We start from the raw sequence: 25,413 nt of genomic DNA on the forward strand, positions 1-25,413 counted from the left end.
GTCCCGTGCGGCTTGCCTGCGGGGTGCATGGGCGGTCCGGGGCGTCCCGTCCTCGTCCGCTCACCGCGGACGGGTCCGGGGGGAGGCCGACGGGCGTCGCCGGACCGCCACCGACATCTGCACCGCCCTGCGGCATGGGCTTGCCCCCGCGCCGCGGGGCGGTGACAGTCCGCCCGCCATTGGTGCGGAAGGATTTGTCGGACGATGTCGCAACAGCCGCTCACACCACCCGCCGACGCCGGGGCCCGTCGGGCCCGGCGCCCCGTCGTCGTCTATCCGAACGGCACGCTGCCCGGCGCCGACATGGCGCTGCTCGGCGCGGCGCGCCTCGGCATGACGCTCGTCGAGGCGCTGGAGGTGCCGCCGCGCGACGCCCGCGCCTTCCGCGTGCCGGCGGGCCATTTCGCGCGCATCGTCAGCATCGAGGGGCCGCAGGTCGGCGATCTCAACCTGTGGAACGTGCATGATCTTTCGGAGCGCTTCTTCAGCGGCAAGACGCGCGCGCTGCACGCCACCCATGTCGGCACGGGCGACCGGCTGTGGAGCACGCTGCCCTGGCTGCGGCCGATGGCGACGATCACGCACGACACGCTGGGCTGGTACGGTTTCGACGACGACGGGGCCGGCGTCCACGACGTGATCGGCACGCGCTGCGATCCCTATACCCATCGCCTGCTGGGCGGCGGCGACTATCACCAGTGCTGCCATTCCAACCTGGCGCGGGCGCTGGGGCAGGCGCTCGGGCGCAAGGCCGCGGAGGTCGAGCATCACGTGCATGACGTGCTCAACGTCTTCATGTGCACCGGCTTCACCCGCGACACCCACCAGTACTTCATGAAGGCGAGCCCGGTGCGGCCCGGCGACTATCTCGAGCTCTTCGCCGAGATCGATCTGCTCGCCGCGCTCTCGGCCTGTCCGGGCGGCGATTGCGGCGAGACTCACTCGAGCGACAGGGCCGCCTGCCATCCGCTCAGGGTCGAGATCTGGCGACCTGCCCCGGGCGCGCTGGACGGCTGGCGTGGGCCGGAGCGCAATCCTTATGGACGCGGCCATGGCGAAACGCCGCAGGCGGGCGGCTGAGGCGACTTTGCGGCAGCGCGGCGAAACCCCTGTCGGAATGCGGATTTTCGGGGGCGAAAGCGCCCTGGTCGGCGCGGAAAGATGGCGCGGCGATGGAGCCGGGTTGACAGCGGTCGCATTTCCGACACCTTTGTGCCCGCCAAACAGGGCTAAGGGTGTCGTTCACCGGAGTCGCGCCGTCGCGTGCCTTCGGCTTAACGACCTCTTAACGGAATTGGCCGAAGGCTTTGCTTTCACCGCGCGATCGCGGCGAAACCGGCATCGTTTTTGGCGCAGAAGCGAGATTCAGGCATGATGCGAGGCGAGAGCTCACCGGCCGAGGCCCTGGCCCACGCAGAGTCGGTCAGCGATCCTGCCTTCACCGGACAGCCCGCCTACCGCACGGCCGTCCGCCTCGGCTGCGTCGTTCTCGCCGGCGTCTTCCTCGCCAACTGCGCCAACGATCAGGTCGCGCGTCGCGGCAAGTCGAAGGAAATCGGCGCCTTCTCCCATCCGAAATACGGCCAGGCCAGCCCGCGCGTGGTCGAGGACGGCAAGCCCGTACCGAAGGGCGGCGGTCGCGAACTCGTCGGCCGCAGCTACACCGTCGCGGGCAAGCGCTATACGCCCTACGAGAAGCCGGTCGGCTACACCCGCACCGGTCTCGCCTCCTGGTACGGCGTCGCCTTCCACGGCCGCCGCACGGCGAATGGCGAGGTCTATGACCGCCATGCAATCAGCGCCGCGCATCCGACCATGCCGCTGCCGGCCTATGCCCGGGTAACCAACGTCACCAATAATCGTTCCATCATCGTGCGCGTGAACGATCGCGGGCCGTTCCATTCCAACCGCATCATGGACGTGTCGCAGAAGACCGCCGAGGCGCTGGCCTTCCGGCATCTCGGCACCGCGCGGGTCAAGATCGAGTACATGGGCCGCGCCTCGCTCGGCGGTTCCGACGACAATATGCTGCTCGCCTCGCTGCGCACCGACGGCAGCCCGGCCTCCATCCCGGGCCGCAGCTCGACCGCCCAGATCGCCGAGGCCGAGCCGGCCGAGGAGGCGACGCCGGTTCGTGCCGCGCCGCCGGCGCCGCGCGCCGCCCCGTCGCAGCCGGTCGTGCAGGCCTATGCCGAGCAGCCGGCGCCGCGCACGGTGCAGAGCCCGATCATCCCGGTCAGCGCCAGCATCCCCGCCGGCGGCGTGCCGGTGCGTGGCGTGCGCCTGCCGCCAGAGCGTCCGTTCGATCTCGACACCATCGCCAATGCCGGCAAGCCGGTCCCGGCCGTGCGCCGCGCCGCCGCCTCCCAGCCGGTTTCCGGGCCGCGCACCAGCGTGGCCAGCCTGTTCGCCGCGCCCGAGCGGGCGCCAAGCGAGCGTTTCTCGGCCGGTCATCCGCTCTCGGGCGTCAAGTCGGACGCCCTGCGCCCCCTGTCGCGGAATTGATCCGCGGCACGCTTGACCCGCTGCGCCTTGCCGGCATCTGATCGCGGCATGGCGCGGGCACTGCTCTTCTCGATCCCGAATCCGCCGAGGCGCCTGCGCCTCGGTCTGGCGTTGGCGTCCGCGCTGGCGCTGCTGCCGACGCTCGCCGCGGCGCAGGGCTTCCAGTCGGCCGCGCCCTATGCGGTGTTGCTCGATTCCGGCAGCGGCGCTGTCCTCTACGAGAAGGCCGCCGACGAATTGGTGGCTCCGGCCAGCATGGCCAAGATCGCCACCGCGCTGGTTGCCTTCGAGGAGATCGCCGGCGGCAAGATGACGCTCGAGACCGAGATCACCATCTCGGAGAACGCCTGGCGAAAGGGCGGCGGCGTCTCGGGCGGTTCGACCATGTTCGCGATCGTGCACAGCCGCGTGAAGCTTGGCGACATCCTGCAGGGCATGATCGTGCAGTCCGGCAACGACGCCTCGATCGCCTTCGCGGAGGCGGTGGCCGGCACCGAGGACGCCTTCGCGCGGATCATGACCGAGCGCGTCCGCAGGATCGGGCTGACGAAGTCGGTGTTCCGCAATGCGACCGGCATGGCGGACCCGCAGCAGAAGATGACCTCGCGCGACCTGGCGCTGCTCGCCGACCACATCATCCGGACCTATCCGCAGCACTATCACTATTTCGGCCAGCGCGAGTTCACCTGGAACAAGATCCGGCAGAACAACCGCAATCCGCTGCTGGCGATGGATATCGGCGCCGACGGGTTGAAGACCGGCAATATCGATGAGACCGGTTACGGGCTGGTCGGCTCCGCGGTGCAGAACGAGCGGCGCCTCGTCGTGGTGGTCAACGGGCTGAAGAACGCCCGCGACCGCGGCAACGAGGCGCGCAAGCTGCTGGAATGGGGCTTCCGCTCCTTCGAGCAGAAGGAATTGTTCGCCGCCGGCGAGACGGTCGGCGAGGCGAGCGTCTATGGCGGCGCGAAGGGGCGCGTCGCGCTGCGGGCCAAGGGGGCGATCAGCCTGCTGATGCCGCGCGGCGGCAGCGAGCGGCTCTCGGCCCGGATCGTCTACACCGGCCCGCTGACGGCGCCCGTCGCCGAGGGTGCCGAAGTCGCGCGGCTGGTGGTGCGGCGCGGCGAGGTCAAGACGCTGGAGCTGCCGCTCTATGCGGCCGAGACGGTCGCCGTCGGCACGCTGCGGCAGCGCGCGTTCGACGCCCTGTTCGAAATGGGCACGGGCTGGATCCGGCAGGCGTTCAAGCGGGGCTGACGGGCATGGCGAGGCGCGGTCAGGCCGGCAAGGGCGCGACGCCGGGCCGGTTCCTCACGCTGGAAGGCGGGGAGGGCGTGGGCAAGTCGACCCTGTCCAGGGCGCTGGCCGGCAGGCTCGAACGGCTCGGCATCGCTGTGGAGCTGACGCGCGAGCCTGGCGGATCGCCCAAGGCCGAGCGCATCCGGGAGGCGCTGCTCAGCGGACAGGTGAAGCCCTATGGCGCCTTCGCCGAGGCGCTGATGTTCTCAGCCGCCCGCATCGACCATCTCGACAACCGCATCCGCCCGGCGCTGGCGGCCGGCCGCTGGGTGATCTGCGACCGCTTCATCGACTCGACGCGCGTCTATCAGGGCGTGCTCGGCGAGATCGCGCCCGACAGGCTCGCGGCGCTGGAGGCGGTGGCGGTCGGCCCGACCATGCCGGACCTGACCTTCATCCTCGATCTCGCGCCCGAGACCGGGCTGGCGCGCGCGGCGCGGCGGCGGGCGCCGGGCGAGGCGGTCGACCGTTTCGAGGGCGAGACGCTGGCCTTCCATCGCCGGCTGCGCCAGGGCTTCCTCGATATCGCCGCCGCCGAGCCGGAGCGCTGCGTCGTGCTCGATGCCGGCCTGCCGGCCGAGACGCTGGCCGAAGCCGCCTGGGACGCACTGGCCAGCCGCCTGGGCTTGGCCCAGATTGCGCCGGCATGACCGAATCGCTGCCCGATCCCGACCGCCTGCCCAAGGCCCCGCACCCGCGCGTGGCCGGCGAGATCGTCGGCCACGACCGCCAGGAGCAGGCCTTCCTCGCCGCCCTGCGTTCGGGCCGGCTGCACCATGCCTGGCTGCTCGGCGGGCCGGAGGGGATCGGCAAGGCGAGCTTCGCCTATCGTGTCGCGCGCTTCATGCTGGCCGAGGGCGATCCGCTGCAGCGGGCTGCCGGCGCGACGAGCCTGGCGACGCGCGACAGCGATGGCGGGGTGCGCAAGGTGCTCGCCCAGTCGCATCCCGATCTCCATTTGCTGCGCCGGGTGCTGAAGAGCGACGGCAAGGGCCACACCAGCAACATCCCGGTGGACCTGGTGCGCCGGATCATCGACCGGTTCGGAGCCAGCGCCGGCGAGGGCGGCTGGCGCGTCTGCATCGTCGATTCCAGCGAGGATCTCGACCGCTCCGCCGCCAACGCCCTGCTGAAGTTGCTCGAGGAGCCGCCCGCACGGGTGCTGTTCCTGATCGTCGCTCATGCGCCGGGCCGCATCCTGCCGACGATCCGCTCGCGCTGCCGGCTCCTCGGCTTCGAGCCGCTGCGAGAGCCACAGGTGGTGCGCGCGGCCGAGTTGGCGCTGGAGCGCGCCGGGCGCGAGGCCGACCCGTCGGCGCTGGAACGCGCGGCGGCGCTGGCGGAGGGCTCGGTGCGTCGCGCGCTGACCTATGTCGACCCGGCGACGCTGGCGCTGGTCGAAGCGGTCAGGGCCAGGCTCGACGCCTTGCCGAGCGTCGATCTCTCGGCGCTGCTGGCGCTCGGCGAGGAGGTCGCCGGCAAGGCGGGCGAGGCGGGCTTCGCTATCCTGATCGAGACCGTGCAGAACTGGCTCGGCGAGCATCTGCGGGCGCATGCCGGGGCCGGGGCGGCGCGACTTGCGCCTCTGGCGGAGGTGTGGGAGAGATTTGGCCGCGCGGCCCGCGAGGTGGATGTCTACAATCTCGACCGTCGCCCCCTCGTCATGTCGCTGTTTCACGATCTGTCGGAGGCGGTCGCCCGGTCCCGCGCTGCCTGAAACCCTGTTTGAGACCGGACTGCCATGGCCTCGGCCCCGAAGTTCTACCTGACGACCGCGATCCACTACACCAACGGCCCGCCGCATATCGGCCACGCCTACGAGATGGTGGCGTCCGACGCGATCGCGCGCTTCAAGCGGCTCGACGGCTTCGACGTCTTCGCCATGACCGGCACCGACGAACACGGCCAGAAGGTGCAGCGCACCGCGGCCCAGCAGGGGCTCTCGCCGAAGCAGTTCGTCGACGGCATCGCCGCGCGCTTCCAGGAGATGGAGCAGCGCCTGGGCTGCTCCTTCGACCGCTTCATCCGCACCACCGACGCCGACCACCTGCCCTCGACGCACGAGCTGTGGCGGCGCATGGAGGCCAATGGCGACATCTACCTGTCGAAATATTCCGGCTGGTACTCGATCCGCGACGAGGCCTTCTACGGCGAGGAGGAGACCACCCTCCAACCCGACGGAACGCGCCTGGGCGGGCAGGGCACGCCGGTGGAATGGGTCGAGGAGGAGAGCTACTTCTTCCGGCTGAAATCCTATCAGGAGCGGCTGCTCAAGCTCTATGCCGACGTCCCGGACTTCATCATGCCGGACACGCGCCGCAACGAGATCGTCTCCTTCGTCCAGGGCGGGCTGGAAGACCTCTCGATCAGCCGTACCACCTTCGACTGGGGCCTGCCGGTCCCGAACGACCCGAAGCATGTGATGTATGTCTGGGTCGACGCGCTCAACAACTACCTGACGGGCTGCGGCTTCCCCAACGAGGATGATCCGCGCTGGCATTACTGGCCGGCGGACGTGCACATCATTGGCAAGGACATCGTGCGCTTTCACGCGGTCTACTGGCCGGCCTTCCTGATGGCGGCCGGCCTGCCGCTGCCGCGGCGCGTCTTCGGCCATGGGTTCCTGCTCAACAAGGGCACCAAGATGTCGAAGTCGCTCGGCAACGTGGTCGACCCCTTCGCGCTGGCGGAGACCTATGGCGTCGACCAGTTGCGCTACTTCTTCATGCGCGAGGTCTCCTTCGGCCAGGACGGCAATTACAGCCACGAGGCGATCGTCGGCCGCATCAATGCCGACCTCGCCAACGATCTCGGCAATCTGGCGCAGCGCTCGCTGTCGATGATCGCCAAGAACTGCGAGGGCAGGGTGCCGCAGGCCGACACGCTGACCGAGGGCGACAGAGCCATGCTGGCGCAGGCCGACGGGCTGGTCGCCAAGGCGCGCGGGGCGATGGGCGAGTTTGCCCTGCATCTGGTGCTGGCCGACATCTGGGCCGTGGTCGCCGAGGCGAACCGCTATTTCGCCAACAACGAGCCGTGGAAGCTCTCCAAGAGCGATCCGGCCCGGCGCGATACCGTGCTCTACGTCACCATCGAGACGATCCGGCAGGTCGCGATCCTGACGCAGCCCTTCATGCCGTCCTCGATGGCCAAGCTGCTCGACCTGCTGGCGGTCGACGCCGACGGGCGCGCCTTCGCGGCGTTGGGCGAGGCCGGCCGGCTGGTCAGCGGCACATCGCTTCCGGCGCCAAGCGCGGTCTTCCCGCGCTTCGTCGAACCCGAAGGCGGCGAGGCGGCCTGATGCTGATCGATACCCATTGCCATCTCGATTTCCCGGATTTCGCCGAGGATATCGAGGGTTATGTCGCGCGCGCCAAGGCGGCGGGCGTCTCGCGGATGGTGACGATTTCCACCCGCGTCGCGCGCTTCGCCGACTATGCGGCGTTGGCCGAGCGCTTCGACACGGTCTGGTGCAGCGTCGGCACGCATCCTCATGCCGCGCATGAGGAACTCGACGTCACCGCCGAGCAGCTGGTCGCGTTGTCGCGCCATCCGCGCTGCGTCGCCATCGGCGAGGCCGGGCTCGACTATCACTATGACAGCAGCCCGCGCGAGGCGCAGGCGCAGGGCTTCCTCACCCATATCGCGGCGGCGCGCGAAAGCCGACTGCCGCTGGTGATCCATGCCCGCGAGGCGGACGAGGACGTGGCGGCGATCCTGCGTGCCGAAATGGCCAAGGGCGCCTTCTCGGCGATCCTGCACTGCTTCACCGCCGGCTCGATGCTGGCGCGCACCGGGGTCGAACTCGGCCACTACGTCTCGTTCTCGGGCATCCTGACCTTCAAGACCTCGGAGGCGCTGCGCGAGATCGCGCGCTCGGTCCCGATGGACCGGCTGCTGGTCGAGACCGACGCGCCCTATCTCGCGCCGGTGCCCTATCGCGGCAAGCGCAACCAGCCGGCCTATGTCGTTGAGACCGCAAAGGTGCTCGCCGAGGTGAAGGGCGTCTCCTATGAGGAGATGGCGCGCATCACCTCGGAGAACGCCCGGCGCTGCTACTGGAAGATGGACAACGCCGCGCCGCTGGCGCAGGTCGCCTGAGGAGGTCGCGCGGCCCCGCCATGGCGATCGAGATCACGATCCTCGGTTGTGGCTCCTCCGGCGGCGTGCCGCGGCCGGGCTCGGGCTGGGGTGCCTGCGATCCCGTCGATCCGCGCAACCGCCGCCGGCGCTGCTCGATCCTGGTCGAGCGCCGGGGCGAGGGCGGCGCCACCTCCGTGCTCGTCGACACCTCGCCGGACCTGCGCGAGCAGTTGCTCTCGGCCGAGATCGGTCGGCTGGACGCCGTCCTCTTCAGCCACGACCATGCCGACCACACCCATGGCATCGACGATCTGCGGGCGCTCGTGCTGCACATGCGCCGGCGCATCCCGGTCTATGCCGACGCGCCGACCAGCGCGACGCTGCGGGCGCGCTTCGGCTATCTGTTCGAGACGCCGCCCGGCAGCCTCTACCCCCCGATCCTCGATCTGCTGCCGATGGCGGCGGGTGAGACGGTGAGGCTGAACGGTCCCGGCGGGGCGATCGACGCGCTGCCCTTCCTGCTCGAGCACGGGCCGGGCTATCAAGCGCTCGGCTTCCGCTTCGGCGACGTCGCCTATGCCCCGGACGTCAGCGAGATTCCGCCCGCGGCCATGGCAGCGATGCGGGATCTTGACCTCCTGATCCTCGACTGCCTGCGCGAGGCGCCGCATCCGAGCCATTTCAACCTCGACCGCTCGCTGGAGGCGATCGAGGCGCTGAAGCCGCGGCGCACGGTGCTGACCAACCTGCATGTCGATTTCGATTACACGAGTCTTTCCAGGCGCCTGCCGGCAGGTGTTGAACCGGCTTACGACGGCATGACGCTGCGCGCCTGAGCGCGCGGAGAGCTTTGGAAGGCGCCGGTCGACAGGCCGGCGGCAGACGGGAACCCGGACATGGTCACGCTCTACGGCATCAGGAACTGCGACACGATGAAGAAGGCGTGGAGCTGGCTCGACGCGCAGGGCGTCGCCTACGACTTTCACGACTACAAGAAGGCGGGAATCGACCGCGCGCGGCTCGAAGGCTGGGTGAAGGAGCTCGGCTGGGAGACGCTGCTGAACAAGGCGGGCACAACCTTCCGCAAGCTGCCCGAGGCCGACAGGCAGGGCCTCGACGCCGAAAAGGCGATCGCGCTGATGCTGGCGCAGCCGAGCCTGATCAAGCGCCCGGTGCTCGATCTCGGAAGCAGGCGCCTCGTCGGTTTCAAGCCGGAGGCCTACGCGCAGGCCTTCGCCGGCTGATTCAAGACCGGGCGGCGGAGCGCACAGCCCCGCCCGGCATCCGCCGCACTTCCGCCGGCCCGCGCCTTGGGCTAGGCCGGCGGCATGACCAGCGAATTCAGTTTCCATCTGCTCGGCCGCGACCGAGCCGCCCGCACCGGCGAGATCCGCATGCCGCGCGGGACGATCCGCACGCCGGCCTTCATGCCGGTCGGCACCGCCGCGACCGTCAAGGGCATGTATCCCGAGCAGGTCCGCCAGCTCGGCGCCGACGTGGTGCTCGGCAACACCTATCACCTGATGCTGCGGCCGGGCGCCGAGCGGGTGGCGCGCCTCGGCGGGCTGCATCGCTTCATGAACTGGCCGCACCCGATCCTGACCGATTCCGGCGGCTTCCAGGTGATGTCGCTGGCCAATCTGCGCAAGCTGACCGAGGAGGGCGTGACTTTCCGCTCGCATATCGACGGCTCGAAGCATGTGCTGAGCCCGGAGCGCTCGGTCGAGATCCAGAACCTGCTCGGCTCCGACATCGTGATGCAGCTCGACGAGTGCGTCTCGCTGCCCTGCGAGGACAAGGTCGCCGAGAAGGCGATGCGCCTGTCGCTGCGCTGGGCCGAGCGCTGCAAGACCGCCTTCGGCACCCAGCCGGGTCGGGCGCTGTTCGGCATCGTGCAAGGCGGGATCGTGCCGCGGCTGCGCGTCGAGAGCGCACGCGAACTGGCGGCCATGGATCTCAAGGGCTACGCGATCGGCGGGCTGGCCGTCGGCGAGCCGCAGGCCGATATGCTGGCGACGATCGAGGTGGTCGAGCCGCATCTGCCGCAGGAGAAGCCGCGCTACCTGATGGGCGTCGGCACGCCAGACGATATCGTGCAGGCGGTCTGCCGCGGCGTCGACATGTTCGACTGCGTGATGCCGACGCGCGCCGGCCGCCATGGCCAGATCTTCACCCGCTTCGGCCGGATGAACCTGAAGAACGCCCGCCATGCGGAGGATCCGCGGCCGATCGATCCGGAATCGTCCTGCCCGGCGGCCAATGGCTATTCGCGCGCCTATCTGCACCATCTGGTCAAGGCCGAGGAGATGCTCGGCAAGATGCTGCTGACCTGCGTCAACCTCGCCTATTACCAGGAGCTGATGGCCGGACTGCGCGCCGCCATCGCCGAGGGGCGCCTCGCCGATTTCGTGGTGCAGACCCGCGAGGGCTGGGAACGGGGCGACCCCGCGTGATCGACCTCTGGCTGGCGGCCCTGCTGTTCAAGATGGCGGCGGCCGCCGCCATCGTCGTCGCCTGCTCGGTTATCGCCGAGCGCAGCGGGCCCCTGCTGGCCGCCATGATCGCGACGCTGCCGATCTCGTCCGGCCCGGTCTACGTCTTCCTGGCACTTGAGCACGATGCCGCCTTCATCGCCGCCGGCTCGCCCGGCAGCGTCGTCGCCGACCTCGCCAATGCCGGCTTCTCGGTCGGCTACATCCTGATGGCGCAGCGCTTCGGCACCGTCGTCAGCCTCGGCACGGCGCTGGCCGGCTGGCTCGCCTCCGTGGTGGTGCTGCGCTGGCTCGCCTTGCCGTTCTTGGTGCTCGTCGTGCTGTTGCCGGTGGTGTTCGGCGCCGTGCATCTCTGGGCGCGGCCCTATCTCGCGGCGCGGCCCAGCGCGCCGCCGCCGCGCGCCTGGTTCATCATCCCGATGCGGGCGGCGATCGTCGCGCTGGTCGCCGGCGGCGTCACCGCGCTGAGCAACGCCGCGGGGCCGAGCCTGACCGGCGTGCTCGCCACCATGCCGGTGGTGCTGTCGAGCCTGTGCGCCTTCCTGCAGCCGCGGATCGGCGGGCCGGCCACGGCGGCGGTGATCGCCAACAGCCAGCTCGGCCTGATCGGCTTCGGGTTCGGACTGGCCTCGCTCCACGTCACGGCGCTGCCGCTCGGCGTCTGGGGGGCGCTCGCGGTCGGCCTGGTGATCTGCGTCGCCTGGAACGGCATGCTGATGGCGCTGGACTGGCGCCGCCGCACCGCCGGCGCGCGCCGCGCCCAGGCTTAGGGCCTATTCAGGAGGGGCGCCGGATCTGATGCAGGCTCATGAGGAGTTTGGATATGCGTGATCTCGCTGCACTTGAAATATGGATACACTTGGTCAAACAGCGCCGGCGGATTCAAGTGGAAACGGCATGTCAAAGTCATTGCAGTTGCCCAAAATCTGAGCCATAAGCCGCCGGCATCGCAAGCATACGATCCTGACTGGCGCTCAGTTTGCCAAAATGACGGTAAAGCGAGCCAAATGAACTTGTGAATGCTGACAAGACAAAATCGCTCTCGCTTCACAAGATCCGGATACAGGTATCGACATATGATCAAGAAGACTTTTCAAGCGCCCGTTTTTGTCTTGTCTCTTTCGCTGTCCCTTGGGGTCTCATTGTCGGGCGCTGGCGCGCAAAGCACAGCGGATTCCGCCTATCTGGAGCGACGCAACGATCACGGCATCGTTGTGTATTGCAGCAGCAAGGGCTTGCTTGACGCGGATGCCGAGCAGTTTTTCAAGGTCGGCACGGACGAGATGTTTGGCGAAGTTAAGAACACGCCTGAAGCCGACCTGCATGAACAGAAGGGCCGCGATGGGATTTCCTATCTCCAGGGCGAGGAACAGTCACTGGCCGATCTGGCTGAAGCGAACGACGTCAGCGTCGCCGAGGTCTGCGGCAAGTACAAGACTCAGATCACCCTTGGACGCATGATGGCAAAAAGGAAGGCCGGCAAGTAATCGGCGCAGCAAGACGAGGCGCGATGCAAAGCCGTTGCCGCGCTCTCTTCTCCGGCAGCAACTGTTCCGCACATGATGCTGGCATCGGCCGCATCGGCGGATGAAACGCAGCAGCGGTACGACCCCTTGAGACCCCGGCTCGGCCTGATCAGGCATTGCGTCGAGCCGGGCTACTCGAGCGACGATGCGGTCAAGGCCCTGCCGGAGTATCGTCAGTGTTCTGCTGCCCCTGCCGGGCTCAGGCCGCATTGCGGCGCAATCGCAGAGGGATCCTGCTCGGCAGGCCGAACGGGTGGCGACGGGGCGCCGGCCGCTACGATCGCTGCCCGACCGTCTGCCTGGCTGCCATGGCCCTCGCAGCGACCGCGCTCCTTCCGGCTATGAGTCGCGAGCCTGGCGGGGCTGCACGCCCGGCCGTCGCAGCGATGCGAAGAACAGGCCGGATACGATGAAGACGATGCCGACGATCTGGAGCCAGCCGGGGATCTCGCCGAGCAGCGGGATCGCCAGCACGGTGCCGACTACCGGGATCATCGGCGGAAAGCGCCCGGCGACCGAGGGGCCCAGGATCGGAGCCGACCAGCTCCAGAGCCAGAGCCCGACGACGACGTTGAGCACGCCCTGATTGACCGCGTGGACGAGCAGGACCCACCAGGGCGCGACGTCGAAGCCGCGGAACCAGAACAGGAAGTAGAACGGCAAATAGAGCATCGAGAGTACGGAGACGACGGCCGTGCCCTTCAGCGGGTCGACGCGCCAGAGCTGGATCGCCAGTGGATAGCCGCCCCAGATCAGCCCGACGCCGAGAAAGCAGAGATCGCCGAACAGGATTTCGGGCCTGGCCTGGCTGGTGCCGGCGATGCCGAGGCAGGCGAGGCCGATCAGCACCGCGACGACGCCCAGCACGAGATTGCGGGTCAGCTTGGCGCCGAAGAGCACGACGCCGCCGACGATGCCGATCAGCGTCACGGTGCCGGGGCCGATCACGGCGCCATGGGCGGCGGGCGCGTAGGTCAGCCCCGTCATCACCAGGAAGCTCATCGGAAAGCCGCCCATGACCGCGAGCGTCAGCGCGCGGCGGAAGCCCAGACCGCCCCAGCTGCGCACGCCCCCGGCCATCAGGAAGGTCGGCAGCAGGATGGCGCCGGCGGTGGCGAAGCGCAGTGCCAGCACGTCGTGCGAGGTCAGCCCGTTCAGGACGGCGTGGCGGCTGATCGGGAAGTTGGCGCCGAAGATCAGGATCGCGACGGCCAGCCCGGCGAAGGCGAGACGCCAGCGCTGCCGATCGTCGGCCGCTGCGCGGGGAGACGAGGATTCCATGCAAGGGCGATCCTACGTCGCTGGGCTGCTGCCGCGGTAGGCGGGGCGGAGCATGCCATGCCCGCGCCGGGCGCGTCCGGGCTTCGCCATGCCCTGCCCAACTCCCGCCGAAATGGCGCCCTGCGCGCGTCAAGGATGGGCGGCTTGAGTGGCGCCGTCCTGCCATCGGAGCCGCCGTCATGGGCCTGTTCGTTCCCCGCACCCAGCCGGTCGCCCGCCGACCCTCGCGCCTGTCCGTCACGTTCGCCCTTACCGCGTTCGCAGCGATCACGGTCGGGGCTGGCCAGGGACTGGTGCAGCATTTGTCGGAGCGGGCGGCGGCGGAGCTTCCCGAGATTGTGGGCGGCAAGATCGTCGCGCGCCATGCGGCCGCGCCGTCGTCCGCTGCCATGCACGGCCTGCTGCAGCCGGCGAGCGTCATCATGCCGCTGAATGCCGGCTGGCCGGAGACGGCGAGCTGGCGCGAGCGCGACGAGGCGCCGGCCGCCCCGGTCGCGGCGCGGCGCAAGGGCGATCCCGGCTTGGTGCGGGTCTCCGAGCCGATGCGGGTTTCGGCGCCGGTGCGCGTCAGGGTCCAGGAGGCGCGGGCGTTGCCGGCGATCCAGGCGGTGGCGCTGGCGCCGCCGCTCGAGATCGCGCCGCTGGCCCAGGCGGACGCGGCGATGCGGGAGGACGGGTTCTGGCAGCGGACCGCGTCGTTGGCGCGCCTGCCGGTCGATGCGACGCTGCGGCTGGCCTCCGGCACGGCGGACGGGCTGGTCTCCGCGGGGCGGTGGACCGCCGGGCTCGCCGGCGGTCTCCTGTCGGGTCTTTGAGGGGCGCGCGCGGCGCGCCCCGGGGCGCAAGGCTCAGGCCAGCGCCTTCAGCGCGGCGCGGCCGGCATAGATCGCCTGGTCGCCGAGCTCCTCCTCGATGCGGAGCAGCTGGTTGTACTTGGCGGTCCGGTCCGAACGGGCGAGCGAGCCGGTCTTGATCTGTCCGCAATTGGTGGCGACCGACAGATCGGCGATGGTGGTGTCCTCGGTCTCGCCCGAGCGATGCGACATCACGGCGGTGTAGCCGGCGCGATGGGCCATGTCGACGGCGGCCAGCGTCTCGGTCAGCGAGCCGATCTGGTTGACCTTGACCAGGATGGAGTTCGCCGTCTTCGCCTTGATGCCCTGCGACAGGCGGGTGACATTGGTGACGAACAGGTCGTCGCCGACCAGCTGGCACTTGTCGCCGACGAGATCGGTCAGCGCCTTCCAGCCCTCCCAGTCGTCCTCGGCCATGCCGTCCTCGATCGAGACGATCGGATAGGCGCCGACCAGCTTGGCGAGGTACTTGGCCTGGGCCTTCGGATCGCGGGTCTTGCGCTCGCCGGCATAGACATAGGCGCCGTCCTTGAAGAACTCCGTCGCGGCGCAGTCGAGCGCCAGCGCGATGTCCTCGCCGGGGCGGTAGCCGGCCTTCTCGATCGCGCCCATGACGAAGTCGAGCGCGGCCTCGGCCGACTTGATGTTGGGGGCGAAGCCGCCCTCGTCGCCGACATTGGTGTTGTGGCCGGCGTCGTGCAGCGCCTTCTTCAGCGTGTGGAAGACCTCGGCGCCCATGCGCAGCGCTTCGGCGAAGCTGGGCGCGCCGATCGGCATCACCATGAATTCTTGGAAGTCGATCGGGTTGTCGGCATGGGCGCCGCCATTGACGATGTTCATCATCGGCACGGGCAGGACGCGGGCCGAGGTGCCGCCGACATAGCGATAGAGCGGCAGGCCCGAGCACTCGGCCCCGGCCTTGGCGATGGCCAGCGAGACGCCGAGGATGGCGTTGGCGCCGAGCTTGCTCTTGTTGGGGGTGCCGTCGAGCTCGATCATCGCCGCGTCGACGCCGGTCTGGTCCTCGGCGTCCATGCCGACCAGCGCCTCGGCGATCTCGACATTGACCGCCTCGACCGCCTTCAGCACGCCCTTGCCGAGATAGCGGCTCTTGTCGCCGTCGCGCAGCTCGACTGCCTCATGCGCGCCGGTCGAGGCGCCGGAGGGAACCGCCGCGCGGCCCATCGAGCCGTCTTCCAGGACCACATCCACCTCGACCGTGGGATTGCCGCGGGAATCGAGGATCTGGCGGCCGATGATGTCGATGATCGCGGTCATGGCAGGCTCCGAGCAGGATCGGGTAGGGAACAAGGCGCTTCTAGACAGAAGCGGCGGCGGCGGGAAGGGGCGGTGGCATTTATCCGGGCCGCGCCTTAAAAGCCGCGCATGAAACGCCGCTCAGCGGCCGCCTCACAACACGGCCCTCGCGACGGCGCCCGCCGCTCGGGGCCGCGCCTGGACAGGAGCCCCCGATGACCATCGACGCCGCGACCCTTCAGCTCGGCAAGGCCAGCGAACTGCCGCGCTCGCCGGAGGAGGCGCGGCTCGACCGCGTGCCCAACGTGCATGCCGGCACCGACTATCTCGCCCGCTTCACCTGCCCCGAGTTCACCTCGATCTGCCCCGTCACGGGCCAGCCGGATTTCGGCATCCTGGTGATCGACTACCTGCCGGGCGACTGGCTGGTGGAATCGAAGTCGCTCAAGCTCTATCTCGGCGCCTTCCGCAACCATGGCGCCTTCCACGAGGACTGCACGGTGACGATCGGCAAGACGCTGGTCGAATTGCTGGCGCCGAAATGGTTCCGCATTGGCGGCTACTGGTATCCGCGCGGCGGCATCCCGATCGACGTGTTCTGGCAGACCGGCGAGCCGCCGAAGGGGCTCTGGCTGCCCGACCAGGGCGTGGCGCCGTATCGCGGCCGTTGAGCCGGCTCAGCTGCGGCTGCCGCCGAGCGGCAGCACGCGCGGCGTGACGACGCCGAGCAGGGCGATCCCGATCGCGCAGAACAGGATCGCCCCCGTCGTGCCGACCAGATGCGTGGCCGCGCCGATCAGGAGCGGCCCGAAAGCGTGACCGGCGAAGAGCGAGCAGGCGAAGAGCGCCACCGCCGAGCCGCGCGCCTCGGGCGCCAGCTCCGTCGCCACGGCCTGGAAGGTGCCGTGCATCAGGAAGAAGCCGAAGCCCTGGGTCAGGAACACGCCTATCGCTGTCCACCAGGGCAGGGGCAGCGCGAAGACGGCATAGGCGCTGGCCATGAGTAGACCGCCGGTCGTGGTCATCCGGGCGGGGCCGAGCCGCTTCACCAGCTTGCGTGTCAGGATGCCGTACAGAATGCCGCCGAGGCCCAGCGAGCCGATGACCAGCCCGGCCTCGGAGGAGCCGACGCCCGAGCGCGCATTGAGGATCGCCGCGACATAGGGCGGCAGGCCGAAGACCAGCGCGCCCTCGGTCAGCACCAGCGCGTAGAGCACGATCGTGGTGGGATTGGCGAAGACCTTGCGATAGCTGGCGAGCGCGGCGGCCGGGCTCAGCCTGGGGCGGTCGGCGATGGCGCGCGGCTTCAGCAGCACCAGCACCAGGACGAGGCTGGCCAGCGCCAGCAGCGCCGCCAGCGCGAAGACGGCCTGCCAGCCGAGATGATGCGCGATCACGCCGGAGACCGCCGCGCCGCTCATCTGACCGAAGATCATCACGACGAGGAAGCGGCCGAGCGCGATCTGGCGCTCCGCCATCGGGGCGCGGTCGCCGATCGCGGCCATGGCGGCGGGGATGATGCCGCCGGCGAAGATGCCGGCCACGGCCCGCAGCACCAGCATGGCGTCGAAGCTGCGGGCCATGGTGGCCAGCAGCCCCGCGACGCAGACGCCGCCGAGGCAGATCGCGATGCTGCGCAGTTTGCCGATGGAATCGGCGATCGGGCCGAGGAAGGGCTGCCCGAAAGCGTAGGAGAAGGAGAAGGCGGTCGCCAGGATCGCGGTCTGCTGAATCGAGCGGCCGAACTCTTCGGCCAGCGTCGGTACGATCGGGTCGACGAGGCGCAGGGTGAAGTTGGAGGCGAAGCCGCAGGCGCCGAGCACCGCGATCAGGACGGACAGGTCCCGGCCCGCGGCGCGCCCCTCTGCGGGGCTCTGGGGCGGGGTGGGACCTGGCGCGTCGTTCATGCGCGAAGCGTATCCTGCGTCCGGCGCTTGGCAAGGCGATCAAAGTCCTGCAGCTCTGCAACCAGCGCAGGGAACTCTTTCAGCGGCACCATGTTCGGGCCGTCGGACGGAGCCTTGTCCGGGTCGGGATGGGTCTCGATGAAGACGCCGGCGACGCCGACCGCCACGGCCGCGCGGGCGAGAACCGGCACGAACTCGCGCTGGCCGCCGCTGGACGAGCCCTTGCCGCCCGGCTGCTGCACCGAATGCGTCGCGTCGAAGATCACAGGCGCGCCGGTGTCCTGTGCCATGATCGGCAGGGCACGCATGTCGGAGACCAGCGTGTTGTAGCCGAAGGAGGCGCCGCGCTCGGTGAGCATCACATTGGGGTTGCCGCTCTCGGTCACCTTGGCGGCGACGTTGACCATGTCCCAGGGCGCGAGGAACTGGCCCTTCTTGACGTTGACGATCCGGCCGGTCTTCGCCGCCGCGACCAGCAAGTCGGTCTGGCGGCACAGGAAGGCCGGGATCTGCAGGATGTCGACGATCTCGGCGACGGCGGCGCACTGGCTGGCCTCGTGCACGTCGGTCAGCACCGGCAGCCCGGTGCGGGCCCGGATCTCGGCGAAGACGGGCAGGGCGGCCTCGAGCCCCATGCCGCGCTGGCCGCGCGCGCTGGTGCGGTTGGCCTTGTCGAACGAGGTCTTGAAGACGAGGCCTATGCCGAGCCCGGTCGCCATCTCCTTCAGCGCCAGCGCGACTTCGAGCGCGTGGTCGCGGCTCTCCATCTGGCAGGGGCCGGCGATCAGCGCCAGCGGCAGGGCGTTGCCGAAGCGGACGGGGCTGGCGAGGTCGGCGCCTGCGGTGACGACGGCGTTGGCGCTCATGGCATCTCGATCCTGCTGGCGGTGGGCGCTCCGGCTCTAGAGGGCGGGGGCGGCGCAGGTCAAGCCAAGGGCGCGCGCGACGTATGCGGGCGGCGAGCGCGTTCCGGCTCGCATTCCGCGGCCGAAAGTGCTACCCGGCTGGCGGAACGCATGTCCGAGGCCCCATGACCGATATTTTCCGCGAGATCGACGACGAGGTCCGCCGCGCCAAGGCGGCCGCCGTCTGGAACAGGTATCGCAACGTCTTCGCCGTCGTGGCCGTCGTCGCCGTCGCCGGCGTCGGTGGCTGGCAGTTCTGGCAGCATCAGGAGCGCCAGACGGCGTCCGGCCTCGGCTCGCGCTTCGAATCCGCGCTGCGCGCCTCCTCGGACGGCAACGCCACCGAGGCGGAAGCCATGCTCACCGAGCTCGCGGGCGCCGGCAAGGGTGGCTATGCCCGCCTCGCCCGGTTCCGGCTGGCGGCCGAGGTCGGCAAGCGCGATGCGGCGGCCGGTGCCGCCGCCTTCGAGGCGCTGGCGGCCGACACCACGCTCGACCAGGCCTATCGCGACCTGGCCCGGCTGAGGGCCGGCCTGCTGCGCGTCGACATCGCGCCCTATGCCGAGCTGAAGACGACGCTCGAGCCGCTGACGACGGGCACCAATTCCTGGCGCCACACCGCCCGCGAGTTGCTCGGCATTTCGGCGATGAAGGCGAGCCAATACGACGACGCCGGCCGCTGGTTCGATGCCATCGTGACGGATCCCCAGGCGCCGCAGGCGTTGCGCCAGCGTGTCGAGCTCTATCTCGCGCTGGTTCGCGGCGGCGCCGTCGAAACGAAGAACTGAGCCCCGCGCCGCCGGTCCCGACCGGCGGCCGCCGGCGTGACGGGACGGAACATGACTGCGACCATCGCCATCGTCGGCCGCCCCAATGTCGGCAAGTCGACATTGTTCAACCGCCTCGTCGGCCGCAAGCTGGCGCTGGTTGACGACCGGCCGGGCGTGACCCGCGACCGGCGCGAGGGCGAGGCGACGCTGGGCGACCTGCGCTTCACCGTGATCGATACCGCCGGCCTCGAGGAGGACGACGCGCACGCGCTCGCCGGGCGCATGCGCGCCCAGACCGAGACGGCGATCGCGCAGGCCGACGTCGTGCTGTTCATGATCGACGCCAGGCTCGGCCTGACGCCGATGGACCAGGGCTTCGCCGATCTGGTGCGCCGTTCCGGCAAGCCGGTGATCCTGCTCGCCAACAAGGCCGAGGGGAACAAGGGCCGCGACGGCGTCTTCGAGGCGTTCTCGCTCGGCCTCGGCGACCCCGTGCCGTTCTCGGCCGAGCATGGCGAGGGCACGTCCGACCTCTACGAGGCGCTGGCGCCCTATTTCCCTTCGGAAGACGCCGACGACGAGGAGGCCTTCGACGCGTTCGACGAGGCGCCGGAAGACGCGGCGGACACGGATGAGGACGAGGACGGGATCGGCCCGGACCGGCCGCTGCGTGTCACCATCATCGGCCGCCCCAATGCCGGCAAGTCGACGCTGGTCAACCGCATGCTCGGCGAGGAGCGGCTGCTGACCGGTCCCGAGGCCGGCATCACCCGCGACACGATCTCGGTGAACTGGAGCTGGCGCGAGAAGCCGGTGAAGCTGTTCGACACCGCCGGCATGCGCAAGCGTGCCCGCATCGACGAGAAGCTGGAGAAGCTCGCCGTCGCCGATTCCATCCGGGCGATCCGTTTCGCAGAGGTGGTGGTCGTGCTGCTGGACGCGACGATCCCCTTCGAGAAGCAGGACCTCACCCTGGTCGACCTGACCGAGCGCGAGGGTCGGGCGGTGGTGATCGGCCTCAACAAATGGGACCTCGTCGCCGACCGGCAGGGCCTGCTGGCCGAACTGAAGGAGAAGGCCGGCTACATGCTGGCGCAGGTCCGCGGCGTCGAGATCGTGCCGCTCTCCGGCCTCGCCGGCGATGGCATCGACCGGCTGATGCAGGCGGTGTTCCGCGCCTACGCGGTGTGGAACCGCCGTGTCTCGACCGCGCGCATCAACCGCTGGCTCGAAGGCGTGCTCTCGGCCCATCCGCCGCCGGCCGTGGCCGGGCGCCGCATCAAGATCCGCTACATGACGCAGGCCAAGGCGCGCCCGCCGACCTTCGCGCTGTTCGGCAACCAGCTCGAACACCTGCCGGTGTCGTATATCCGCTACCTGACCAACAATCTGCGCGACGCCTTCGATCTGCCGGGCACGCCGGTCAGGCTGCACCGCCGCGGCGGGCAAAACCCCTACGACAAGTCTAAGGGATGACGACGGCGCCGCCGGAAACGGTGAGCGCGCTGTTCCTGGCGGTCGACGGACGCGTGCTGCTCGGCCTGCGCGCGCCGTGGAAGCGCGCCTGGCCCGACCATTGGGACGCCGTCGGCGGCCGCGTCGAACCGGGCGAGGGGTTGGAGCAGGCGCTGCTGCGCGAGTGCCGCGAGGAGGTCGGGCTGACGCCGCTGCGCTACCGGCTGATGCTCTCGGCGCCGGAGTATTTCCCCGAGCGCCATGGCGCGGCGCTGCACCATATCTACGTGGTCTCGGACTGGGAGGGCGGCGAGCCCGCCAATCTCTGCGACGAGCATGTCCGCATCGGCTGGTTCACGCTCGACGAGATGGCGCGCCTGCCGAACCTGACGGTGCAGGATTTGATCGCGGTGGTGCAGGCCTATCGCGCCGGCTGAGCGCCGGCGCGCAGCCCCAGAATGCAGTCCGCCTCAGACCGGCATCTGCGGCGTCAGCACCTTGCCCTTGGGGAAATCGAAGATCTTGCCGGTCTCGGCCCAGTCGGGCGCGCCAAGCGCGACCAGATGCGGGGCGAGATCCTGCGGCGTGCGCAGCGTCATTGGATCCTCGCCCGGCATGGCGTTGGCGCGCATGCGGGTGCGCAGCGGGCCTGGATTGACCATCATGACGCGCAGCGGCGTGCTCTCGGTCTCGGCGGCGTAGCTGCGGGCCATCGCCTCCAGCGCGGCCTTGGAGGCGGCGTAGGGGCCCCAATAGGCGCGGCAGCTATGGGCGGCGCCAGAGGAGACGAAGATTGCCCGGCCGGCATCGGAGGCCTTCAGCGCCTGCTCGACGGATTTCAGTAGGCGCCAGTTCGCGGTGACGTTGATGTCGAAGACCTGGGCCCATTCCTTGGGGCTGACATGGGTCAGCGGCGCCAGCGGGCCGAGGATGCCGGCATTGGCCAGCATAATGTCGAGCTTGCCCCAGCGCTCCAGCAGGGCCGGGCCGAGCCGCTCGATCGCCGCGGCATCGGCGAGGTCGGCGGGAACGAGGGTGGCGCTGCCGCCGACGGCGCGGATCTCGTCGTCGAGTTCCTCGAGCGCGCCGCTGGTGCGCGCCAGCGCGACGACATGGGCGCCGGCCTGCGCATAGGCGAGGGCGGCGGCACGGCCGATGCCGCGCGAGGCGCCGGTGACGAGCGCGATGCGCCCAGCGAGAGGCTTGGTCATGTCGTCTGGTCCTGTGCTGCGCGGCGTCGCCGCCGTCCGCATCGTCGCTGCCGGGTCACGCGATCTGCCCGCGCCCCGACCTCATGACCACGCGGCCGCCCGAGAGGCAAGGCGCGCGGCCAACTGCCGGTGGCCGTGCTTGGCGAAGGCCGGTCAGCCCGCCTCGGCCAGCAGCGACATTTCCTGCTTGGCGCTCTCGCCGACCACGTCGGTCAGCGAGGTCGGATAGTCGCCGGTGAAGCAGTGATCGGTGAATTGCGGCCGGGTGGCATCGCGCCGCTCGTGGCCCATGGCGCGATAGAGCCCGTCCACCGAGATGAAGGCGAGCGAATCGGCGCCGACGAACTGCCGCATCTCCTCGAGCGAATGCGTCGCGGCGAGCAGCTTCTTCTGGTCGGGCGTGTCGATGCCGTAATAGTCGGGATGGGTGATCGGCGGCGAGGAGATGCGGAAATGCACCTCGCGGGCCCCGGCCTCGCGCATCATCTTGACGATCTTGAACGAGGTGGTGCCGCGCACGATCGAATCGTCGACCAGGATGATGCGCTTACCCTCGACCACGCTGCGGTTGGCCGAGTGCTTCAGCCGCACGCCGAGCTCGCGGACCTTCTGCGTCGGCTCGATGAAGGTGCGGCCGACATAGTGGTTGCGGATGATGCCGAGCTCGAAGGGGATGCCGCTGGCCTGGGCGTAGCCCAGCGCCGCCGGCACGCCGGAATCCGGCACGGGCACGACCACGTCGGCCTCGGCCGGGGCCTCGCCGGCCAGCACCGCGCCCATCGCCTTGCGGCGCTCGTAGATGCTGCGGCCCTTCACCACGGAATCCGGGCGGGCGAAATAGATGTACTCGAAGATGCAGGGGCGCTCGGCCACCGGCGGGAAGGGCTTGTGGCTCTCGATGCCGCTCTCGGAGATGACGACGACCTCGCCATTTTCGATCTCGCGGACGAACTTGGCGCCGATGATGTCGAGCGCGCAGGTCTCGGACGCCAGGATCGGCGCGCCGTCGAGCTCGCCGAGAACCAGCGGGCGGATGCCGAGCGGATCGCGCGCGCCGACCAGCTTCTTGTTGGTGATGCCGACGAAGGCATAGGCGCCCTCGATCTGGCGCAGCGCATCGATGAAGCGCTCGATGAAGACCGGCTTGCGGCTGCGGGCGACGAGATGCAGCAGCACCTCGGTGTCCGAGGTCGACTGGTAGATCGCGCCGTCGCGCACCAGGTTGCGGCGCAGCGTCAGCCCGTTGGTGAGATTGCCGTTATGGGCGACCGCGAAGCCGCCGCCATGCAGCTCGGAGAAGAGCGGCTGCACATTGCGCAGGATGGTCTCGCCGGTGGTCGAATAGCGGACATGGCCGACCGCCTGCGCGCCCTTGAGCTTCTCGATGACGCTGGCGTCGGAGAAGGCGTCGCCGACCAGGCCGAGGCGGCGCTCGGAATGGAAGCGCTTGCCGTCGAAGGAGACGATGCCCGTCGCCTCCTGGCCGCGATGCTGGAGCGCATGCAGGCCGAGCGCGGTCAGCGCGGCGGCGTCGGCATGGCCGAAGATGCCGAAGACCCCGCATTCCTCGCGCAGGCGGTCGGCATTGGGGTCGAACACGTCGTCGGACACGCGAGACTGGTTCATCGCTGGCTCCATGGGACGGGGGACGCCGGTCAGGGCCGGGCGGGCTTAGCCGTCGAACCGGTCGAATCGATGACGCGCTGCAGCGCCTGCCTGTCGGTGGCCGGGGCCTGGCTGCGGCGGTCGGTCCCGGTCGGGGCTGGCGACTGCGCGGGCGGGGTCTGCCCCGGCGCGGTGCGCGGCTCCTCGGCTGGCGCCTCGGTCGGCTCCGGGCCGGCCTTGGACGGGATCAGCTTCTTGAAGAAGTCCGAGTTGACGTCCTGCGGCAGCATGGCCAGCAGGCTGCGGCCGGTCTCTTCGAGAATCGGCTTGGCGCGCGCCTCGCGCGCCCAGACGGGCTGCATCTTCTCGGGCACCAGCGCGGTGAAGAACAGGTAGCCGACGACGGCGAGCAGCAGGCCGCGGGCCGCGCCGAAGACGAATCCCAACGTGCGGTCGAGCGCGCCGATGCGGGAATCGAGCACGAAGTCCGAGATGCGCGCGGTGATGAGCGAGACAACGATCAGCGTCGCCAGGAACAGCGCCGCGATCACCGCCACCAGCGCCACCGTCTGGTTGGGGATGTGCTGCTGCGCGAAGGGCATCAGCTGGGGATGGAAGATCCAGGCGACGACGGCCGCGGCCGCCCAGGAGGCGATCGCGAGAACCTCGCGCGTCAGCCCCCGCACTGCCGCGAGCAACGCCGAGATGAGCACCACGCCGATGACGACGAGATCGAGAATGGTCACAGGCATGTCTGGGCCGCTTCGCTGAGAAACCGGGGCCGGCCCGCGTCAAATGGGGAGGCCGGACGGCTTTTGCTATACTCGGTCGCAGGGTGCGCGTCACCCATGCAGTCGGCTCATTTTGCAGCGCGGCGCGGGGCCGTGGCCGCGATCTCGGCGACGAGTTCCCCGACATGGGCCAGCCGGCGCAGCCTGAGCCCGCCGCCATCGCCGATATCGGCGCCCGCCGCGGGAAGTACCGCGCTCTCGAAACCGAGCTTCGCCGCCTCGCGCAGCCGCGCAGAAGCGACCGAGACCGGCCTGATCGCGCCCGAGAGTGCGATCTCGCCGAAATAGACCGCGCCCGAGGGCAGGATCGCGCCCGTCAGCGAGGAGATCAGCGCCGAGGCGACGGCGAGATCGGCCGCGGGCTCGCCGACGCGCAGGCCGCCCGCGACGTTGAGATAGACGTCGTGCTGTCCGAGCTTGAGCCCGCCATGGGTCTCCAGCACCGCCAGCACCATGGCGAGGCGGCTGTTCTCCCAGCCGACCACGGCGCGGCGCGGCGTGCCGAGCGCGCTCGGCGCCACCAGCGCCTGGATCTCGACCAGAACCGGCCGCGTGCCCTCGATGCCCGCGAGCACGGCCGCGCCCGGCGCGCTCTGGTCGCGGCCGGCGAGGAAGAGCGCGGAGGGATTGCCGACCTCCGAAAGGCCGAGCCCGGTCATCTCGAACACGCCGATCTCGTCGGTGGCGCCGAAACGGTTCTTCTGGCCGCGCAGGATGCGGAAGGCGTGCGTGCCCTCGCCCTCGAAGGAAAGCACGGCGTCGACCATGTGCTCGACGACGCGCGGACCGGCGATCTGCCCGTCCTTGGTGACGTGGCCGACCAGGATCAGGCAGGCGCCGGACACCTTGGCGTAGCGGATCAGCGCCTGCGCCGAGCCGCGCACCTGGGTCACGGTGCCCGGGGCGCTCTCGACCTCCGACGACCACATGGTCTGGATCGAATCGATCACCACCAGCGCCGGGCGCTCGCCCTGGCCGAGGGTGGCGATGATGTCCTCGACGTTTGTTTCGGCTGCGAGGTCGACCGGCGCCTCAGCCAGCCCCATGCGCTGGGCGCGCAAGCGGACCTGGCTGGTCGATTCCTCGCCCGAAACATAGACGACGCGGCGGCCCTGCACCGCCATGGCGGCGCAGGCCTGCATCAGTAGGGTCGACTTGCCGATGCCCGGATCGCCGCCGATCAGCAGGACCGAGCCCGGCACGAAGCCGCCGCCGGTGACGCGATCGAGCTCGCCGATGCCGGAGACGATGCGCGGCGCGTCCTGCGTCTCGCCCTTCAGGCTCTCCAGCGCGAAGATCCGCCCCCGGGCCCGGCCGCCGGAGGGAACGCGCCCGCCGCCGGGGACCGGAGCGGCCTTGGCCTCCTCCGAAAGCGAGGACCAGGTGCCGCAGGCGTCGCACTTGCCCTGCCAGCGGTGATAGACCGCGCCGCAGGCCTGGCAGATGTAGGATGGGCCGCGTTTGGCCACCCG

Annotated in this window: 25 protein-coding genes; 17 read left to right on the plus strand and 8 right to left on the minus strand. The window is 69.8% G+C overall.

The features are described 5' to 3' along the window. Positions 1–204 precede the first annotated feature (204 nt). The 12 genes from ABE438_RS03580 to ABE438_RS03635 all read left to right on the plus strand — a co-directional run bounded on the left by ABE438_RS03580 (position 205) and on the right by ABE438_RS03635 (position 11,866). A complete protein-coding gene (locus ABE438_RS03580; protein ID WP_346501160.1) occupies positions 205–1,080 on the plus strand; it encodes an urea carboxylase-associated family protein in 876 nt (291 codons plus the stop codon). Between the two features lie 291 nt (positions 1,081–1,371). Further along, on the plus strand, positions 1,372–2,505 hold the full coding sequence (locus tag ABE438_RS03585; protein WP_346501161.1) for a septal ring lytic transglycosylase RlpA family protein: 1,134 nt from the start codon (positions 1,372–1,374) through the stop codon (positions 2,503–2,505). A 48-nt stretch (positions 2,506–2,553) separates the two neighbouring features. Further along, the gene (locus tag ABE438_RS03590) at positions 2,554–3,762 is read left to right on the plus strand and encodes a D-alanyl-D-alanine carboxypeptidase family protein (protein ID WP_346501162.1); all 1,209 of its coding nucleotides are present in this window, start codon (positions 2,554–2,556) and stop codon (positions 3,760–3,762) included. A gap of 5 nt (positions 3,763–3,767) precedes the next feature. Next, positions 3,768–4,454: a dTMP kinase gene (tmk, locus tag ABE438_RS03595; protein ID WP_346501163.1), complete on the plus strand. Its 687-nt coding sequence runs from the start codon at positions 3,768–3,770 to the stop codon at positions 4,452–4,454. After that, positions 4,451–5,521, plus strand: a complete 1,071-nt coding sequence (locus tag ABE438_RS03600; protein ID WP_346501164.1) for a DNA polymerase III subunit delta' — start codon at positions 4,451–4,453, stop codon at positions 5,519–5,521. The genes tmk and ABE438_RS03600 overlap by 4 nt, the downstream gene beginning before the upstream one ends. Before the next feature lie 24 nt (positions 5,522–5,545). Beyond that, positions 5,546–7,105 (plus strand): methionine--tRNA ligase, encoded by a 1,560-nt coding sequence (gene metG, locus ABE438_RS03605; protein ID WP_346501165.1) that lies wholly within the window; start codon positions 5,546–5,548, stop codon positions 7,103–7,105. Beyond that, positions 7,105–7,905: a TatD family hydrolase gene (locus ABE438_RS03610; protein ID WP_346501166.1), complete on the plus strand. Its 801-nt coding sequence runs from the start codon at positions 7,105–7,107 to the stop codon at positions 7,903–7,905. The genes metG and ABE438_RS03610 overlap by 1 nt, the downstream gene beginning before the upstream one ends. A 20-nt stretch (positions 7,906–7,925) precedes the next feature. Next, on the plus strand, positions 7,926–8,723 hold the full coding sequence (locus ABE438_RS03615) for an MBL fold metallo-hydrolase (RefSeq protein ID WP_346501167.1): 798 nt from the start codon (positions 7,926–7,928) through the stop codon (positions 8,721–8,723). A 60-nt stretch (positions 8,724–8,783) separates the two neighbouring features. Beyond that, positions 8,784–9,131 carry an ArsC family reductase gene (locus tag ABE438_RS03620; RefSeq protein ID WP_346501168.1) on the plus strand — a complete coding sequence of 116 codons (348 nt, stop codon included), beginning with the start codon at positions 8,784–8,786 and terminating at the stop codon, positions 9,129–9,131. A gap of 84 nt (positions 9,132–9,215) precedes the next feature. After that, positions 9,216–10,340, plus strand: coding sequence for a tRNA guanosine(34) transglycosylase Tgt (tgt, locus tag ABE438_RS03625; RefSeq protein ID WP_346501169.1), 1,125 nt, complete (start codon positions 9,216–9,218; stop codon positions 10,338–10,340). Then, positions 10,337–11,149 carry a hypothetical protein gene (locus ABE438_RS03630; protein ID WP_346501170.1) on the plus strand — a complete coding sequence of 271 codons (813 nt, stop codon included), beginning with the start codon at positions 10,337–10,339 and terminating at the stop codon, positions 11,147–11,149. The genes tgt and ABE438_RS03630 overlap by 4 nt, the downstream gene beginning before the upstream one ends. Positions 11,150–11,455: 306 nt before the next feature. Then, the gene (locus ABE438_RS03635; protein WP_346501171.1) at positions 11,456–11,866 is read left to right on the plus strand and encodes a hypothetical protein; all 411 of its coding nucleotides are present in this window, start codon (positions 11,456–11,458) and stop codon (positions 11,864–11,866) included. 378 nt (positions 11,867–12,244) lie between these two features. Here the strand turns inward: ABE438_RS03635 and ABE438_RS03645 are convergent, their stop codons facing one another. Continuing rightward, the gene (locus ABE438_RS03645; RefSeq protein ID WP_346501172.1) at positions 12,245–13,186 is read right to left on the minus strand and encodes a DMT family transporter; all 942 of its coding nucleotides are present in this window, start codon (positions 13,184–13,186) and stop codon (positions 12,245–12,247) included. A 179-nt stretch (positions 13,187–13,365) separates the two neighbouring features. Here ABE438_RS03645 and ABE438_RS03650 point away from each other — a divergent pair, with 179 nt between their 5' ends. Further along, entirely contained in the window at positions 13,366–14,001 is a 636-nt protein-coding gene (locus ABE438_RS03650) for a hypothetical protein (RefSeq protein ID WP_346501173.1), read from the plus strand. Between the two features lie 33 nt (positions 14,002–14,034). Here the strand turns inward: ABE438_RS03650 and eno are convergent, their stop codons facing one another. Continuing rightward, positions 14,035–15,318, minus strand: coding sequence for a phosphopyruvate hydratase (gene eno / locus ABE438_RS03655; protein ID WP_346501174.1), 1,284 nt, complete (start codon positions 15,316–15,318; stop codon positions 14,035–14,037). 194 nt (positions 15,319–15,512) lie between these two features. Here eno and queF point away from each other — a divergent pair, with 194 nt between their 5' ends. Beyond that, positions 15,513–15,968: a preQ(1) synthase gene (queF, locus tag ABE438_RS03660; protein WP_346501175.1), complete on the plus strand. Its 456-nt coding sequence runs from the start codon at positions 15,513–15,515 to the stop codon at positions 15,966–15,968. A gap of 6 nt (positions 15,969–15,974) precedes the next feature. Here queF and ABE438_RS03665 read toward each other — a convergent pair whose 3' ends face one another. Both ABE438_RS03665 and kdsA read right to left on the minus strand, forming a co-directional pair. Next, positions 15,975–17,204, minus strand: a complete 1,230-nt coding sequence (locus ABE438_RS03665) for an MFS transporter (RefSeq protein WP_346501176.1) — start codon at positions 17,202–17,204, stop codon at positions 15,975–15,977. Further along, positions 17,201–18,070 (minus strand): 3-deoxy-8-phosphooctulonate synthase, encoded by an 870-nt coding sequence (gene kdsA, locus ABE438_RS03670; protein WP_346501177.1) that lies wholly within the window; start codon positions 18,068–18,070, stop codon positions 17,201–17,203. Before kdsA ends, ABE438_RS03665 begins: the two co-directional genes overlap by 4 nt. A gap of 164 nt (positions 18,071–18,234) precedes the next feature. Here kdsA and ABE438_RS03675 point away from each other — a divergent pair, with 164 nt between their 5' ends. Genes ABE438_RS03675 through ABE438_RS03685 form a run of 3 tightly spaced genes read left to right on the plus strand, consistent with a single transcriptional unit; the run spans position 18,235 to position 20,771 of the window. Further along, entirely contained in the window at positions 18,235–18,897 is a 663-nt protein-coding gene (locus ABE438_RS03675; RefSeq protein ID WP_346501178.1) for a tetratricopeptide repeat protein, read from the plus strand. 51 nt (positions 18,898–18,948) lie between these two features. Continuing rightward, positions 18,949–20,355, plus strand: coding sequence for a ribosome biogenesis GTPase Der (der, locus tag ABE438_RS03680; protein WP_346501179.1), 1,407 nt, complete (start codon positions 18,949–18,951; stop codon positions 20,353–20,355). A 20-nt stretch (positions 20,356–20,375) separates the two neighbouring features. Then, on the plus strand, positions 20,376–20,771 hold the full coding sequence (locus ABE438_RS03685) for an NUDIX hydrolase (RefSeq protein ID WP_346501180.1): 396 nt from the start codon (positions 20,376–20,378) through the stop codon (positions 20,769–20,771). Positions 20,772–20,804: 33 nt separating this feature from the next. Here the strand turns inward: ABE438_RS03685 and ABE438_RS03690 are convergent, their stop codons facing one another. The 4 genes from ABE438_RS03690 to radA all read right to left on the minus strand — a co-directional run bounded on the left by ABE438_RS03690 (position 20,805) and on the right by radA (position 25,410). Then, positions 20,805–21,545, minus strand: a complete 741-nt coding sequence (locus ABE438_RS03690) for an SDR family NAD(P)-dependent oxidoreductase (RefSeq protein WP_346501181.1) — start codon at positions 21,543–21,545, stop codon at positions 20,805–20,807. 153 nt (positions 21,546–21,698) lie between these two features. Further along, positions 21,699–23,171, minus strand: a complete 1,473-nt coding sequence (purF, locus tag ABE438_RS03695) for an amidophosphoribosyltransferase (protein ID WP_346501182.1) — start codon at positions 23,169–23,171, stop codon at positions 21,699–21,701. Positions 23,172–23,200: 29 nt separating this feature from the next. Then, positions 23,201–23,902 (minus strand): CvpA family protein, encoded by a 702-nt coding sequence (locus ABE438_RS03700; protein WP_346501183.1) that lies wholly within the window; start codon positions 23,900–23,902, stop codon positions 23,201–23,203. Positions 23,903–24,009: 107 nt separating this feature from the next. Further along, positions 24,010–25,410, minus strand: coding sequence for a DNA repair protein RadA (gene radA, locus ABE438_RS03705; protein ID WP_346501184.1), 1,401 nt, complete (start codon positions 25,408–25,410; stop codon positions 24,010–24,012). Positions 25,411–25,413 lie beyond the last annotated feature (3 nt).

Origin of the sequence: Allobosea sp. TWI1241 (assembly GCF_039673065.1) — a bacterium.
Lineage (GTDB): Bacteria > Pseudomonadota > Alphaproteobacteria > Rhizobiales > Beijerinckiaceae > Allobosea.